The sequence below is a fragment of the Streptomyces sp. NPDC096012 genome, assembly GCF_040426375.1.
GTDB lineage: Bacteria > Actinomycetota > Actinomycetes > Streptomycetales > Streptomycetaceae > Streptomyces.
This window is the reverse complement of the sequence record NZ_JBEOTD010000002.1, coordinates 349278-364942: the sequence shown is the minus strand read 5'-3', so window position 1 is coordinate 364942 and position 15665 is coordinate 349278. Positions and strand designations below refer to the sequence as shown.

Below are 15665 nucleotides of genomic sequence, written 5' to 3'. Positions count from 1 at the left end.
CGGAAGCCCACGCCCTCCCCCGCCGTCCGCCGATCATCCGCGCCCGGTGCGCGCACCGGTTCTCCGCGACTTCGTTATCGCGGGCCGGAGTTCGGCACCGGCGAAGGCCCTGTCCGGCGTCGCGGACAGGGCCTTCGCACGGCGGGCGGTGCCTACGCGAGCAGCGCCGGGATCGTCCCCTCGTGGGCCTCGCGCAGATCGGCGAGGGAGAGGGCGAACTCGCCCTGGACCTCGACGTGGTCGCCGTCCACGACACCGATGCGGGTGGCCGGCAGGCCGCGCGCACCGCACATGTCGTTGAAGCGGACTTCCTCCGAGCGCGGCACGGCGACGATCGCGCGCCCGGCCGACTCGGAGAACAGGAAGGTGAACGCGTCCAGACCGTCCGGGACGATCAGCCGCGCGCCCTTGCCGCCGAGCAGCGCGGACTCCACGACCGCCTGGACCAGGCCGCCGTCGGACAGGTCGTGCGCGGAGTCGATCATGCCGTCGCGGGAGGCGGAGATCAGGATCTCGCCCAGCAGCCGCTCCCGCTCCAGGTCGACCCGCGGGGGCAGGCCGCCGAGGTGGTCGTGGACGACCTGGGACCAGGCCGAGCCGCCGAACTCCTCACGCGTGTCGCCGAGGAGGTAGAGCAGCTGGCCCTCCTCCTGGAAGGCGACCGGCGTGCGGCGGGCCACGTCGTCGATGACACCGAGGACGGCGACCACCGGGGTCGGGTGGATGGCGGCCTCGCCCGTCTGGTTGTAGAGCGAGACGTTGCCGCCGGTCACCGGGGTGCCCAGTTGCAGGCAGCCGTCGGCCAGACCGCGCACGGCCTCGGCGAACTGCCACATCACCGCCGGGTCCTCGGGCGAGCCGAAGTTCAGGCAGTCGGAGACGGCCAGCGGCCGGGCGCCGGTCGTGGCGACGTTCCGGTACGCCTCGGCCAGGGCGAGCTGGGCGCCCGTGTACGGGTCCAGCTTGGCGAACCGGCCGTTGCCGTCCGTCGCGATGGCGACGCCGAGACCGCTCTCCTCGTCCACGCGGATCATGCCGGAGTCCTCCGGCTGGGCGAGGACGGTGTTGCCCTGCACGAAGTGGTCGTACTGCGAGGTGATCCACTTCTTGGAGGCCTGGTTGGGGGAGGCCACCAGCCTCAGGACCTGGTCCTTCAGCTCCTCGCCCGTCGCCGGGCGGGGCAGCTTGTTCGCGTCGTCGGCCTGGAGGGCGTCCTGCCACTCGGGGCGGGCGTACGGGCGCTCGTAGACGGGGCCGTCGTGGGCGACCGTGCGCGGGTCGACGTCGACGATCTTGCCGCCGTGCCAGAAGATCTCCAGCCGGTCGCCGTCGGTGACCTCACCGATGACGGTGGCGATGACGTCCCACTTCTCGCAGATCTCCAGGAAGCGGTCGACCTTCTCCGGCTCCACGACCGCGCACATGCGCTCCTGCGACTCGCTCATGAGGATCTCCTCAGGAGACAGCGTCGAGTCGCGCAGCGGGACGTCGTCCAGCGTGACGCGCATGCCGCCGGAGCCGTTCGAGGCCAGCTCGGAGGTGGCGCAGGAGAGGCCGGCGGCACCGAGGTCCTGGATGCCGACGACCAGCTTCTCCCTGAAGGCCTCCAGGGTGCACTCGATGAGGAGCTTCTCCTGGAAGGGGTCGCCGACCTGGACGGCGGGACGCTTCGAGGGCTTGGCGTCGTCGAAGGTCTCGGAGGCGAGGATCGACGCCCCGCCGATGCCGTCGCCGCCGGTCCGGGCGCCGTACAGGATGACCTTGTTGCCGGCGCCGGAGGCCTTGGCGAGGTGGATGTCCTCGTGCCGCATCACGCCGATGGCACCGGCGTTGACCAGCGGGTTGCCCTGGTAGCAGGCGTCGAAGACGACCTCGCCGCCGATGTTGGGCAGGCCCAGGCAGTTGCCGTAGCCGCCGATGCCCGCGACGACGCCCGGCAGGACGCGCTTGGTGTCGGGGTGGTCGGCGGCGCCGAAGCGCAGCGGGTCCACGACCGCGACCGGGCGCGCGCCCATCGCGATGATGTCGCGGACGATGCCGCCGACGCCGGTGGCCGCGCCCTGGTAGGGCTCCACGTAGGACGGGTGGTTGTGCGACTCCACCTTGAAGGTGACCGCGTAGCCCTGGCCGACGTCCACCACACCGGCGTTCTCGCCGATGCCGACGAGCAGCGCGTCGCTCTGCGGCGCCTTCTCGCCGAACTGGCGCAGGTGCACCTTGGAGGACTTGTACGAGCAGTGCTCGGACCACATGACCGAGTACATGGCGAGTTCGGCGCCGGTCGGGCGGCGGCCGAGGATGTCCACCACCCGCTCGTACTCGTCCTTCTTCAGGCCGAGTTCGGCCCAGGGCAGCTCGACGTCGGGGGTCGCGGCCGCGTGCTCGACCGTGTCCAGAGGCGTCCGGCTCATGCGTTGACCAGCTTCTTGAGGATCGAGGTGAAGAAGGGCAGGCCGTCGGTACGGCCCGTACCGATCAGCGGCTCGACGGCGTGCTCCGGGTGCGGCATGAGGCCGACGACGTTGCCCGCCTCGTTGGTGATGCCGGCGATGTCCCGCAGCGAGCCGTTCGGATTGAAGCCCACGTACCGGAACGCGACCCGGCCCTCGGCTTCCAGCATGTCCAGTGTGTGGTCGTCGGCGACGTACCGGCCGTCCATGTTCTTCAGCGGGATGTGGATCTCCTGGCCCGCGCGGTAGTCGCCGGTCCAGGAGGTCTCCGCGTTCTCCACCCGCAGCCTCTGGTCGCGGCAGATGAAGTGGAGGTGGTCGTTGCCGAGCATCGCGCCCGGGAGGAGGTGGGCCTCGGTGAGGATCTGGAAGCCGTTGCAGATACCGAGGACCGGCAGTCCGGCCTTCGCCTGCTCGACGATCGGGTCCATCACCGGCGAGAAACGGGCGATGGCACCGGCCCGCAGGTAGTCACCGTAGGAGAATCCACCGCACAGCACGACGGCGTCGACCTGCTTGAGGTCCTTGTCCTTGTGCCAGAGGGCGACGGGTTCGGCGCCGGCGATACGGATCGCGCGCTGCGTGTCCCGGTCGTCGAGGCTGCCCGGGAAAGTGACGACGCCAATACGAGCGGTCACTTCGCGGCCTCCGCGACTTCCGCCGCCTCTTCCACCTTGACGGTGAAGTCCTCGATCACCGTGTTGGCGAGGAAGGATTCCGCAAGATCGTGGATGCGGGCGAGTGCGGCCTCGTCGACCGGCCCGTCGACTTGCAGTTCGAAACGCTTTCCCTGACGTACGTCCGAGATCCCCTCGAAACCCAGGCGCGGCAGCGCACGCTGGACCGCCTGGCCCTGGGGGTCGAGGATCTCCGGCTTGAGCATGACGTCGACTACGACGCGTGCCACTGGCACTCCCGGTGTGTGGTGCTGAGCAGGTTCCTTCAGACTACCCGTACAAAATTTCTACGCGGGTAGAGTTGTAGGAAACTACGTGAGGCGCATCACGATAGGGTGTCGAAGCCGGACCGCCGTGAAAAGTTCTGGGAAAGTTCGGGAGACCGTCCGCGACCCCTATTGCGCCCGGACACGCGGACGGATTTAGTCGGGCTTCACTTTGCATTGCCGGGCACTGTACAAATGAATTGGCAATAGCCGATACTCGGCACGTCATCGCCGTTGAGCTGTATCGACGTGCCGCACGAAGGGACCGATATTCGTGGCGCAAAAGGTCGTGGTCACTCTCTTTGACGACATCGACGGCTCGGAAGCGGCGGAAACGATCGCCTTCGGACTCGACGGCAAGTCGTACGAGATCGACCTGAACGAAACCAACGCCAAGAAACTGCGCAAGGCGCTCGCGCCCTACGTGGAGGCCGGCCGCAAGCGGTCACGGTCCGGCAAGGCGTACAAGCAGACGGAGGTCGCCCCCGACCCGGCGGCCGTCCGGGCCTGGGCCCAGGCCAACAAGATGGACGTGCCGGCCCGCGGGCGCATCCCCAAGAAGGTCTACGAGGCGTTCAGCTCCGCCCAGTGAGCCCGCGAAGGGGCGGTTCCCGGGGCTCCGTCAGCGAGCCCCGGGGGCCGTGCACTTGGGGCATTTGGGAGCCTTCGGGGAACCGACTTGCGCTACCCCCCTGCCGATCAGCTAATGTCTGGGACACGCCGAGGGGCGAGGCCGCAGGGCCGGATCCCGAGGATCGTGCGGGTGTAGTTCAGTAGTAGAACATCCCCCTTCCAGGGGGAAGGCGCAGTGTGCAATTCCTGTCACCCGCTCTGGCACCGGTCATGACCACCCTTGTGGATCAGGTAGGCTGGTGCTCGCACCGATCGGTGGGAGCCGGTCGGAGGCAGTGCGGACGTAGCTCAGTTGGTAGAGCGCAACCTTGCCAAGGTTGAGGTCGCGAGTTCGAGCCTCGTCGTCCGCTCGGGAATGAGACCCCGGTCCACTGGACCGGGGTCTTTTCGTATGCCCCGCGCCACTCTGACATTTGTCATGCCGGGCGATGACACCGCGCACTGCCCCGCCGCCCTGGGCGCCGGGACGCTGGACGCATGGACAACGACGAACACGAGCACGTGATCGAGGTCACCGGCCTCGAACGTGTCTACGGGGACGGGTTCGAAGCGGTACGCGGCATCACCTTCCCCGTGGCACGCGGGGAGATCTTCGCCCTGCTGGGCACCAACGGCGCCGGCAAGACGTCCACGCTGGAACTGCTGGAGGGGCTCGCCGCACCGGCCGGGGGCCGGGTCCGGATCCTCGGCCACGACCCCTGCCTGGAGCGCGCCGCCGTACGCCCCCGCACCGGTGTGATGCTCCAGGAAGGCGGCTTCCCCTCCGAACTGACCGTCGCCGAGACCGCCCGCATGTGGGCGGCCTGCACGAGCGGGGCACGGCCGCAGGCGGAGGCACTGGGGCTGGTGGGGCTCGCGGACAAGCACAGGGTGCGGGTCAAGCAGCTGTCCGGCGGGGAGCGGCGCCGCCTGGACCTGGCGCTCGCCCTGCTCGGCGACCCCGAGGTGCTCTTCCTCGACGAGCCGACGACCGGCCTCGACGCGGAAGGCCGCCGGGACGCCTGGCAGTTGGTGCGGGCGCTGCGAGACGCCGGTACGACCGTGCTGCTCACCACGCACTACCTGGAGGAGGCCGAGCACCTCGCCGACCGGCTGGCCATCCTGCACGAGGGCCGCATCGCCGCGTCCGGCACCCCGGCCGAGGTCACCGCCGGCCGCCCCGCGCGGATGACCTTCGAACTGCCCGCCGGCTACTTCCTCGGCGACCTGCCCTCCCTCCCCGAACTCGGCGTCTGCGGGCACGAGAGCGACGGCCAGGTCGTGCGGCTGCGCACGACACACCTGCAGCGCACCGCCACCGGGGTGCTGACCTGGGCCGAGCGGACCGGCGTCGAACTGCGCGGCCTGGACCTGCGGTCGGCCTCACTGGAGGAGGCGTTCCTCGGCATCGCCCGGGAGCGGGAGACGGCGGCATGACCGGAATCGAGCGGAAGGGGGGCCGGACCATGCGCCCAGAGCCCACGGCGAACGCCGGCACGGACGGGTCGGACGGCAGCAGGCGCGCGAAGGGGAGTGGTCACGCGGACGGGAGCGGAGGCGCGAGCACCGCCGGACGCGTGGGCGGCACCGGTCCCTTGGGCGGCACCGGACGCGTGGGCAGCACCGGTCCCTTGGGCGGCACCGGGCGCGTGGGCGTCACCGATCCCTTGGGCGGCACCGGGCGCGTGGGCAGCACCGGTCCCTTGGGCGGCACCGGGCGCGTGGGCGGCACCGGGAACGCGGGGAGGAGCGGGCGCGCGGGGAGGAGCGGGAACGCGGGGAGGAGCGGGCGCGCGGGGAGGAGCGGGAACGCGGGGAGGAGCGGGCGCGCGGACGCGAGTGGGCGTATCGGGGGGAGCCGGGGGGTGTGGCGGCGGGTTCGGGGGCTGGCCCGGGCCGAGTTGACGCTTCTCGGGCGCAATCGCGGGGCCCTGTTCACGGCGCTCGTCATGCCGCTCGCGCTGCCGTTCAGCATCCGGCCCGCTCTCGACCGGCTGGATCTGGCGAAGGAGGGGCTGAGCGTCGGCACGACCCTGCTGACGGCCGCGATCGGCTTCTCCTTCCTCTTCGCCGTCTACACCTCTCTGGTCGGCGCGTACGTCGCCCGCCGCGAGGAACTGGTCCTCAAGCGGCTGCGCACAGGCGAACTCTCCGACCCCGAGATCCTCGCCGGCACCGCGCTGCCCGCGGTCGTCACAGGCCTCGCCCAGGCCGTCGTCCTGTGCGCCGGCTGCGCCGCACTGCTGCACACCGGCGCGCCGAGGGCGCCGTACCTGCTGGTGCCCGGGCTGCTCGCCGGGCTCGTGATCAGTGCCGCGCTCGCCGCGCTCACCGCGTCCTTCACCCGCACCGTGGAGAGCGCCCAGGTGACCGCGCTGCCTCTGGTGTTCGTGTCCATGGCCGGCTCCGGGATCACGGTGCCCACCGAGGTCATGGGGGACCGGTTCGCCTCCGTCTGCCGGCTCCTGCCGCTGTCCCCCGCGATCCTGCTCGTCCGGGCCGGCTGGACGGGCCGGTTGAGCGCCTTCGAGACGCTGGGCGCGCTCGTGACCGCGCTGGTCTGGACGATCGTGGCGGTGTTTGCTGTACGCCGGTGGTTCCGGTGGGAGCCGCGGCGCTGAGGAAGGGGGTACGCGCGGATGCTGGAGCGGGTACGGCGGTGGCAGCGGCGGCACTGGCGGGAGCGGAGCAAGGCCGAGCGGGTGGAACTGCAGACCCTGCTCACCTGGCACGTCAGCATCTGGACGTTCTCACTGGGCTGGCTGATGCTGCCGCTCGTCGGCGGGCTGGACCGGCGTCCCGCGCCGTTGGCGCTCGGCGGCCTGATGGTCGCCGTGAGCCTGCTGCAGTGCGCGGCCGCGGGCCGGCTGCTGCGGCCGGCGCTCGACCACTACCTCGGCCGCGCCGAACTGCCGGCGCGCGCCCTGCGCCCCGCCGTGTGCCTGTTCGGTCTCGCGCTCGCGCCGACCCTGGCGCTCGCGGCCGTCGACGGAGCCGAACCGGCCGGCATCCGGCTCGCGGTCGCCGCCGCACTCCTGCCGCTCGCGCTTCCGTACGCCCTCCTCGTCCCCATCCGGGTGTTCCTGCGCCGGTCCGCCGTGCTCGTGGCGCTGATCGCGGCCGCGTTCGCGGCCGTCCGCCCGAGCGGCCTCGGCGTGCTCGCCGCCGGCGCGTTCGTCGTCTTCGCCGCCGCCTTCGCCCTGATCGCCACCCGCTGCGGCGCCTGGACCCTCTCCGTGCTCTGGGAGGCGGAACGCGCCCGGGAGATCGAGGCCCGGCTCGCCGTCGCCGAGGAGCGGCTGCGGTTCGGGCGGGATCTGCACGACGTGCTGGGCCGGAACCTGTCCGTGATCTCCCTCAAGAGCGAGCTGGCCGTACAACTGGCCCGGCGCGGGCGGCCGGAGGCCGTGGAGCAGATGATCGAGGTGCAGCGCATCGCCCAGGAGTCCCAGCGGGAGGTGCGAGCCGTCGTACGCGGCTACCGGGAGGCCGACCTCGAGGCGGAACTCGCGGGTGCGCGGGGCGTGTTGACGGCTGCCGGTATCGAGTGCGAGGTCCGGGCCGAGACCACCGGGCTGCCCGCGCGGGTGCAGTCCGCGCTGGGCTGGGTGGTACGCGAGGCGGCCACCAACGTACTGCGGCACGGGGACGCGAGCCGGTGCACGGTGGGACTAGGGATGCGAGAGGGTCATGTGGTGCTGACGGTGGAGAACGACGGGGTGGCCGGGCCCGGCGGCACCGCGGCCGGCCGGGCGGCGGACGTGGGCGGTGACGGCCCCGGCGACGGCGGCCGGGGCGACGGGTCGGGCGAAGGGTCTGGCGGGGGCTCGGGTGACGGGTCGGGCGAAGGGTCGGGCGGGGGCTCGGGCTACGGCCCAGGCGAACGGTCGGGCGGGGGCTCGGGCGAGGGCTCGGGTGACGGCCCGGGCGAAGGGTCGGGCGGGGGCTCGGGCTACGGCCCAGGCGAACGGTCGGGCGGGGGCTCGGGCGAGGGCCCGGGTGACGGCCCGGGAGAAGGGCCGAGCGAAGGCTCGGGCTATGGCCCAGGCGAACGGTCGGGCGGGGGCTCGGTTGACGGCACGAGCGGCGGGTCGGGCGGGGGCTCGGGGCTCGCCGGGCTGCGGGAACGGCTGGCCGCCGTGGACGGCAGTCTGGAGGCGGGGGCAGTCGGCGAAGGCCGGTTCCGGGTCGTCGCACGGGTGCCGCTGAGTGGCGGCGAGGTCCCGCTCGCGAGGAAGAAAGTGACGGACGTCTCCTCATGACCGGTCCCGTACGGCTGTTGCTCGCCGACGACGAGCATCTGATCCGGGGCGCCCTGACCGCGCTGCTCTCGCTGGAGGACGATCTGCGGGTCGTCGCGGAGGCGGCGAGCGGACCCGAGGCGCTCGCGATGGCCCGGGCGCACGAGCCCGATGTGGCCGTGCTCGATCTCCAGATGCCGGGCGCCGACGGTGTGAGCGTCGCCACATCGCTGCGCGCCGAACTGCCCGGCTGCCAGGTGCTGATCGTCACCGGTCACGGGCGGCCCGGACACCTGAAACGAGCGCTCGCGGCCGGTGTGCGCGGATTCGTCCCGAAGACGGTCAGCGCCCAGCGCCTCGCCGAGATCATCCGGACCGTGCACGCGGGAAACCGTTACGTCGACCCGGAGTTGGCCGCCGACGCGATCTCCGCCGGGGACTCCCCGCTGACCGCACGGGAGGCCGAGGTGCTGGAACTGGCCGCCGAGGGGGCGCCGGTCGCGGAGATCGCCGCGCGGGCCGCGCTGTCCCCCGGGACCGTGCGGAACTACCTCTCCTCGGCCGTCACGAAGCTCGGTGCGGAGAACCGTCACGCGGCGGTACGTCTCGCCCGGGAGCGCGGTTGGGTATAGTTGCTCTCGCGCCACGGCGCACTGCGGACGTAGCTCAGTTGGTAGAGCGCAACCTTGCCAAGGTTGAGGTCGCGAGTTCGAGCCTCGTCGTCCGCTCCACGGCGAAAGGCCCCCGGTTCCACCGGGGGCCTTTTCCATGTCCGGGGCCATTGCCCGGAACCCGTTGCGCAGGGCCGGTGCCCGGGACCGCTTGCCTGGGCCGTGCCCGGGACCGGTCGCCCGGGACCGGCGTCCAGGACCCGGTCCCGCGGGACCGGCGTCTAGGACCAGCCGGTGCCCGTCAGCCGCTCGTACGCCTCCACGTACTTCGCCCTCGTCGCCTCCACGACCTTGTGCGGCAGCGGCGGCGGGGGCTGCTCGCTCCTGCGGTCCCAGCCGGACTCGGCGGAGGTCAGCCAGTCCCGCACGAACTGCTTGTCGTACGACGGCTGCGCGCGGCCCGGCTGCCACTGGTCGGCCGGCCAGAAGCGGGAGGAGTCCGGGGTGAGCACCTCGTCGGCGAGGATCAGCGTGTCCCCGTCGAAGCCGAACTCGAACTTGGTGTCGGCCAGGATGATCCCCCGGTCCCGGGCGATGTCCTGGGCGCGGGAGTACACGGCGAGGGTGGCCTGGCGCAGCTGGGCGGCGGTCTCCGCACCGACCTGACGGGCCACCTCCTCGTAGGAGACGTTCTCGTCGTGCTCGCCGACCTCCGCCTTGGTGGCCGGGGTGAAGATCGGGGCGGGCAGCTGCGAGCCGTCGACGAGGCCTTCGGGGAGGGCGAGGCCGCAGACGGTCCGGGACTCCTGGTACTCGAGCAGGCCGGAGCCGGTGAGGTAGCCGCGGGCCACGCACTCCACCGGGACCATCCGCAGCGACTTGCACACCAGCGTCCGGCCCGCCCAGTCGGCCGGGGCGCCCTCCGGCAGCTCGGTGCTGATCACATGGTTGGGCGCCAGGTCGCGCAGCTGGTCGAACCACCACAGGGAGAGCCGGGTGAGGACGCGGCCCTTGTCGGGGATCTCGGTGGGCAGCACCCAGTCATAGGCGGACATGCGGTCGCTGGCGACCATCACGAGATCGCCCGCCTCGTTCCGGTACAGGTCGCGCACCTTTCCGGTGTGCAGGTGCACCAGGCCCGGAACCTGGATCGGCTCGGGCTTTTCTACGAATCCGGACACGGTTCCTCCCCGTGGTTCTGTCCAAGTGCCTCGATTCTCCCTTATGCGGGCGATCGGATTCGGCCAGGGGGTCGGCCGGGGGCTCCGGCCGTCAGTCGCGCTTGCAGATGCGGTCCAGCAGGTTCGCCGTGGCGCGCTGGATACGGGGGTCCACATGACCCGGGCGGTCCAGGGCGGGGGACCAGGCGAAGGTGCCGGAGGCGAACACCCAGGCGCCGGAGGGGGCTCGGTAGAGGGAGGTCTCCTGGTGGCGCACGGCACCGTCGTTGTCGCTGTAGGGGGAGTGAGCGAGCAGGATGCGCTCGTCGTGCTCGGGCAGCGGGGTGCGGGGGAAGTACCGGTCGGCCTCGCCCGCGACCAGGCCCTCGATCTCGTCGCCCTCCTTCGCGCCGGTCGCCTCCCACAGCCAGTGCCCGGCGTTGCGGACGATCAGCGGGTGCGGCTCGGGCACCCGGCCCGCGTACTGGATGCCGACCAGTTGCTGCTCGGGACGGTCGATCTCCCGCCACAGCACCGGCTTTCCCGGCCCCCTGCGCTTGCGGCAGGTCAGCAGCCGGTCCGGGACGCCCGAGGGGGAGGGCCCCAGCTCCACCTGCCAGTACATGGTGTTGGCGGAGAGGAAGACCAGGGAGGTGCCGCGGTCCCGGGCGTCCTCGACGGCGCGGCGCATCGGCACCGACCAGTACTCGTCGTGCCCGGGGAAGACCAGGCCCCGGTAGCGGCTGGGGTCGACCCGGCCGGCGTGCAGGTCGCGGGCGTCGGCGTAGGCGAGGTCGTAGCCGTAGCGCTCGGCCCAGCGGATGAAGTCGTAGGCGTGGCCGACGTGCAGCGGCAGGCCCGCGCCCGCGTAGGGGCGGTCGAAGGAGACCGTGGTGGCGGCGTCCGCCTCGCCGAGCAGCCGGCCCTGATCGTCCCAGGCGTGGTAGAGGCTGGCGCCGGTGTGGCCGTCCTCCGGGTAGAGGTTGTACGCCTGCCAGGTGACGTCGGGCAGCAGCAGGAGCAGGTCCGCGGGGTGGTCGTCGCGAACCGTGAACGGCACGTGGGAGCGGTAGCCGTCGGTGGTGGTCAGGACGGCCACGTAGGCGCCGATGCTCCAGTGGGTGGGCACCTGGAGGCGCCAGGACAGCCACCAGTGGTGGCAGGACACCGTGCGGTCGGCGGTCAGCGGCCGGGGCTGGACGATCCCGGACAGGCGCGGACTCGTGGTGATCTTGGCCGCGCCGTCGCCGCCGTAGTGGCCGATCCGGTAGATGTCGACGCTGAACTCCTGCGGCGGGTCGACCGTGATGTGGAAGTCGATCGCCTCGCCGGGCGTGACGGCACCGGTGGAGGCGAAGCCCTTGATCTGGCGGTGCACGTCGTCCGCCGAGCGGGGTCCGGAGCCGCTCGACCGCGGCGCCGGGATACGCCCTCTGCCCCCGGCGGCGGTCAGCGGCTGCGGGCTCGGGTCGACGTACCAGGGCACGACGTGTCCCGTGTCGTCGAAATAGGTCTCACTGCCGCGCAGCCAGGGCACCGGGCCCAGGCCGAAGGGGTCCGTGACGGCGTGCGCGAGTGCTCCGGACTCCCAACGGCGGATGTGATCCGAGGCCATGATCGCTCCCCTCCCTGGTGCCCCCGTGTCCCTGTCCCGGCGGTGCTCGGCGTGCTCGGTGGTCGTCGGGCCCGGTGCGCCCGGTCGAGGCGATGTCCCGGGTCCTGGTGTCGTATGTCGCACGCCTTTGCCAAAGGCGTGGTCGGTCCCAGCACATCACATAACGCACGGGCCCGGTCACTAGTCGTTGCGAATTGACCTGAAGTGGAAGTCGCCTCTCCGTATGACGGTCCGGTCGGGCCGGTTCGGGGTGGGAGCGCGCGGGGCGCCGCCTGAGCGGGTCACACGAGGCGTACGGGCTTCTCCGCGCGTATGCCGGACGCGGTCAGCCAGTCGCGCAGCGGACCGGGGTCCCCGTCCTCGATGAGGCTGAGGACTCTCGGCGTCAGGTCGGCGGCGCGCTCGCCGCCCAGCAGCAGGGACGGCCCGTCCAGCCAGTCCAGGGCCGGGGCCGCACCGGCGGTGTCGACGGCCGCGCAGCACACCATCGCCGTGACGTGGTCGGCGAGCAGCTCACGGCCGGTGCGGGGCGGCTGCAGCGGGAACAGCGGCAGGCCGCAGTCGTCCCAGAGGGCGCTCCCGGGGCTCTGCCCGGCCGTGCTCGCAGCGCTCGGCGCGAGGGCCTCCTCGCGGGCCAGCTCGGCGCTCAGACCGGCGGCGAGTACGGCGCTGCGCTCGGTCCCGGGATCGGGGTCCTCGCCGTCGTCGTAGGCGTCGGACGACTCGGCCGGGTCGGTCAGGCCGGTCGTGGTGGTGGCGGGGACCGCGTCGTCGGTGCCGGTGATCGCGGCCTCGGTGCCGGTGATCGTGTCTTCGGCGCCGGTGAGCGCGGTCTCGGTGCCGCTGATCGTGTCTTCGGCGCCGGTGATAGCGGTCTCGGTGCCGGTGATCATGTCGGGGGCGCCGGTGGCCGTGTCCTCCGGGCCGGTGATCGGGGCGTCGACCCCGGTGGCCGTGTCCTCGGTGCCCGTCCGGGTGCCTTTTCCGGTGCCGGTGTCCTCCGGGCCGGTGGTCGGCGGGGGCGTGGCGATGCGTGCCGGGGGTGTGCCGTCGGTCTCGGCGGAAACCGTCAGGTGGTCCAGGACGCGGGCCAGAGTGGCGCCGCCGGGGTCGGGGGCGGCGGGGTCGAGGGAGGGGCGGACGCCGAGGAAGTCCAGTACGCGGTGCAGACGGGCGGCGTTCGCGCGCCAGGTGCGGTCCACCACCTCCTCCGGATACGCCTGCCAGTCCACCGGCGCCCAGTCGGGGCCGGTCTCGGCGGGGCCGCCGTGGAAGAGGCGCGCGGCGAGCAGCGAGGCCGCCTCGTCCATCACGCCGGGCTCCTCCAGCAGGTCGCAGGCGGGGCGCTCACCGAGCCGGGAGGCGAAGCCCTCGGCCAGGCGGTCGCGCCGGGACAGCTCGGTGAGCGCCGCCACCACGCCCGCGTCCAGCCGGGAGGGCCAGCGGCCCATGCGCCAGGCGGGCAGCGCCACCCTGGTCAGCAGCCGGTCCCAGCCCGCGTAGGCGAGGCCGACCTGCTCCTGGGCGACGATCCGCAGGCCGTAGTCCACCGTCTGCGCCCGCTCGGCCGCCGCCGCCGCGACTCCGCGCTCCATCAGCGTGGCGTGCTCCCGGCAGCCGCGCAGCAGCAGCCGGGCCACCCAGCCGAGGACCGCGCGGAACCCACGGCTCAGCGGGTGCCCGCCGGACGCCGAGGCGACGGCCACCGCGGCGTCCAGTCCGCGGACGAAGCGGCGGGCGGCCGCTATGTCGGGGTGGGCCGAGGGGCCCGTACCCGCGATGACCGGGGCGAGGACCGCGCGCAGCTCGCCGACCCGCATCCACCACAGGAACGGAGAGCCGATGACGAGGACCGGCGCGACCGGGGTGCGGCCCTGGGAGCGCGCTCCCGGGCCCGCTATCTCGTCGGGTGCCGGGCGCGGTGGCGGGCCGTGGGCCGCGTGGGTGCGGTCCTCCAGCCAGCTGTCGCAGTCCGGGGTGAGCGCTATGGCCGAGGGCGCCGGCACGTCCAGACGGTCGGCGAGGTCGCGCACCATCCGGTACAGATCCGGGGCGGACTCCTCCGGGACCGGCACCGTGGGTGTCACGGCGGGGCGGGCCCGGGCCACGACCAGGGAGATGCCGGCGGCGGCCAGCAGCACCAGCACGGCGACAACGCCGACGACCCAGCGGGCGGCGTCCCAGCCCGCGCCGGCGAAATGGCCGGTCGGGCCGCCGGCCAGCAGGATCACCGCGACGCCCGCGGGCAGCAGCGCCACGGCCAGCGCCCGGGCCCGGACCCGCAGCACCGCCAGAGCCCGGGAACGCGCGGCCTGCGCGCCCATCTCCACACCGATTCCACTCACCTGGCGACCTCACCCCCTCCCTGCCGATGCCGTGCCGTCCTGGTCCTGTCACTCCCCACTGTGGCACCCGCCACTGACATCGCAATGCCGGAGGGCCAAGTGCCGGAACGCTTGCGCGGCACCCTAGTTGGGGCCCCGGCCCCCGTCAGCCGGATGGGGGATTGCTCACTCGATGGAATGGCTTTGGTCAGAGGTGGGTGACAGACAGCAAAGATCGGGCCCCGGATTCCGTCCGGGGCCCGATCTGGGTGCGAGGGTGCGCGCGACCGGCGCTTTCCTGGGTGCGCCGCGGCCGGCGTCGCCGCGCTAGGCCTGCGCCGCCTTCTCCGCGATGTCGGTGCGGTGCTGCGAGCCGTCCAGACGGATCCGGCCCACCGCCCGGTACGCCCGCTCGCGCGCCTCGGCGAGGTCCTTGCCGCTGGCCGTGACGGACAGCACCCGTCCACCCGCGCTGACGACGGCGTCGCCGTCCCGCCGGGTCCCGGCGTGCAGCACGTACGCGTGCGGGGCGTCCTCGGCGGCCACCTCGTCCAGGCCGGTGATCGGGTCGCCGGTGCGGGGGGACGCCGGGTAGTCGCGGGAGGCGACGACGACGGTGACGGCCGCCTCCTCGCTCCAGCGCAGGGGCTCCAGATCGGCCAGGTGACCGGTGGCGGCGGCCATCAGGACACCGGCCAGCGGCGTCCGCAGGCGGGCCAGCACGACCTGGGTCTCCGGGTCACCGAAACGGGCGTTGAACTCGATCACCCGGACACCGCGCGAGGTGATCGCGAGCCCGGCGTAGAGCAGCCCGGAGAAGGGGGTGCCGCGGCGCCGCATCTCGTCCACGGTCGGCTGCAGCACGGTCTGCCGCACCTCGTCCACCAGCTTCGGGTCGGCCCACGGCAGCGGCGAGTACGCGCCCATGCCGCCGGTGTTCGGGCCCTCGTCGCCGTCCAGGGCGCGCTTGAAGTCCTGGGCCGGCTGCAGCGGGACGACCGTCTCGCCGTCGGTGACGGCGAACAGCGACACCTCGGGGCCGTCGAGGAACTCCTCGACGACCACCCGCTCGCACGCGGCGGCGTGCGCCTTGGCGGCCTCCAGGTCGGAGGTCACCACGACGCCCTTGCCGGCGGCGAGCCCGTCGTCCTTGACGACGTAGGGGGCGCCGAAGGCGTCGAGGGCGCGGGCGGCCTCCTCGGCGGTGGTGCAGACGTAGGAGCGGGCGGTCGGCACCGCGGCCGCGGCCATGACGTCCTTGGCGAAGGCCTTGGAGCCCTCGATCCGGGCGGCTTCTCCGGACGGGCCGAACACCGGGATGCCCGCCGCGCGCACGGCGTCGGCCACACCGGCGACCAGCGGGGCCTCCGGGCCGACGACGGCCAGATCGGCACCGAGGTCGGTGGCCAGCCGGGCCACCGCGGCGCCGTCGAGCGCGTCGACCTGGTGCAGCTCGGCGACCTCGGCGATGCCGGCGTTGCCGGGAGCGCAGTACAGCGCGGTGACGTCGGGATCGAGGGACAGGGAGCGGCACAGGGCGTGTTCGCGGGCGCCGCTGCCGATGACGAGGACCTTCACGGGGGTCAGCCTACTGGCAAGGTCGCCGAAGGCCGGGGGCCGGGTTTCTCGGGCTTTCCTACAAAGGCGCCCGTGGACGGGGCCGCGCACGGCTCGGGCCCTGGACGGCTTCTCCTACGGGGGCCGGGGGC

General features: G+C 72.9%; 12 protein-coding genes and 3 tRNA genes. 8 read left to right on the top strand and 7 right to left on the bottom strand.

Annotation, left to right across the window (positions count from 1 at the left end; all coding sequences use genetic code 11):
* Positions 1–152: 152 nt before the first annotated feature.
* The 3 genes from purL to purS are packed head-to-tail and all read right to left on the bottom strand — an operon-like array spanning position 153 to position 3357.
* Complete coding sequence (gene purL, locus ABVB68_RS04065; protein ID WP_353599429.1) at positions 153–2411, bottom strand: phosphoribosylformylglycinamidine synthase subunit PurL; 2259 nt, start codon at positions 2409–2411, stop codon at positions 153–155.
* A complete protein-coding gene (gene purQ / locus ABVB68_RS04060) occupies positions 2408–3088 on the bottom strand; it encodes a phosphoribosylformylglycinamidine synthase subunit PurQ (protein WP_353599428.1) in 681 nt (226 codons plus the stop codon). The genes purL and purQ overlap by 4 nt, the downstream gene beginning before the upstream one ends.
* Entirely contained in the window at positions 3085–3357 is a 273-nt protein-coding gene (purS, locus tag ABVB68_RS04055; protein ID WP_351016547.1) for a phosphoribosylformylglycinamidine synthase subunit PurS, read from the bottom strand. Before purS ends, purQ begins: the two co-directional genes overlap by 4 nt.
* Before the next feature lie 310 nt (positions 3358–3667).
* On the opposite strand from purS, the gene ABVB68_RS04050 reads away from it, so the two are divergent.
* From ABVB68_RS04050 to ABVB68_RS04015, 8 genes are all read left to right on the top strand, one after another.
* Positions 3668–3985 (top strand): histone-like nucleoid-structuring protein Lsr2, encoded by a 318-nt coding sequence (locus ABVB68_RS04050; RefSeq protein ID WP_145488531.1) that lies wholly within the window; start codon positions 3668–3670, stop codon positions 3983–3985.
* A gap of 167 nt (positions 3986–4152) precedes the next feature.
* Positions 4153–4224, top strand: a tRNA-Gly gene (locus ABVB68_RS04045).
* Between the two features lie 79 nt (positions 4225–4303).
* Positions 4304–4376 (top strand) — tRNA-Gly (locus tag ABVB68_RS04040).
* A 127-nt stretch (positions 4377–4503) separates the two neighbouring features.
* Positions 4504–5442, top strand: a complete 939-nt coding sequence (locus ABVB68_RS04035; RefSeq protein ID WP_353599427.1) for an ABC transporter ATP-binding protein — start codon at positions 4504–4506, stop codon at positions 5440–5442.
* 428 nt (positions 5443–5870) lie between these two features.
* On the top strand, positions 5871–6626 hold the full coding sequence (locus ABVB68_RS04030; protein WP_353599426.1) for an ABC transporter permease: 756 nt from the start codon (positions 5871–5873) through the stop codon (positions 6624–6626).
* A gap of 18 nt (positions 6627–6644) precedes the next feature.
* Complete coding sequence (locus tag ABVB68_RS04025; protein WP_353599425.1) at positions 6645–8267, top strand: sensor histidine kinase; 1623 nt, start codon at positions 6645–6647, stop codon at positions 8265–8267.
* Positions 8264–8878 (top strand): response regulator, encoded by a 615-nt coding sequence (locus ABVB68_RS04020; protein ID WP_353599424.1) that lies wholly within the window; start codon positions 8264–8266, stop codon positions 8876–8878. The genes ABVB68_RS04025 and ABVB68_RS04020 overlap by 4 nt, the downstream gene beginning before the upstream one ends.
* A 23-nt stretch (positions 8879–8901) precedes the next feature.
* Positions 8902–8977: transfer RNA gene (locus tag ABVB68_RS04015), tRNA-Gly, on the top strand.
* Positions 8978–9138: 161 nt separating this feature from the next.
* Here ABVB68_RS04015 and ABVB68_RS04010 read toward each other — a convergent pair.
* From ABVB68_RS04010 to purD, 4 genes are all read right to left on the bottom strand, one after another.
* Entirely contained in the window at positions 9139–10038 is a 900-nt protein-coding gene (locus ABVB68_RS04010) for a phosphoribosylaminoimidazolesuccinocarboxamide synthase (RefSeq protein WP_353599423.1), read from the bottom strand.
* A gap of 91 nt (positions 10039–10129) precedes the next feature.
* Positions 10130–11632 carry a N,N-dimethylformamidase beta subunit family domain-containing protein gene (locus tag ABVB68_RS04005; protein WP_353599422.1) on the bottom strand — a complete coding sequence of 501 codons (1503 nt, stop codon included), beginning with the start codon at positions 11630–11632 and terminating at the stop codon, positions 10130–10132.
* Positions 11633–11913: 281 nt separating this feature from the next.
* The gene (locus ABVB68_RS04000; protein WP_353599421.1) at positions 11914–13977 is read right to left on the bottom strand and encodes a M48 family metalloprotease; all 2064 of its coding nucleotides are present in this window, start codon (positions 13975–13977) and stop codon (positions 11914–11916) included.
* 306 nt (positions 13978–14283) lie between these two features.
* A complete protein-coding gene (gene purD, locus ABVB68_RS03995) occupies positions 14284–15534 on the bottom strand; it encodes a phosphoribosylamine--glycine ligase (RefSeq protein WP_353599420.1) in 1251 nt (416 codons plus the stop codon).
* Between the last annotated feature and the right edge of the window lie 131 nt (positions 15535–15665).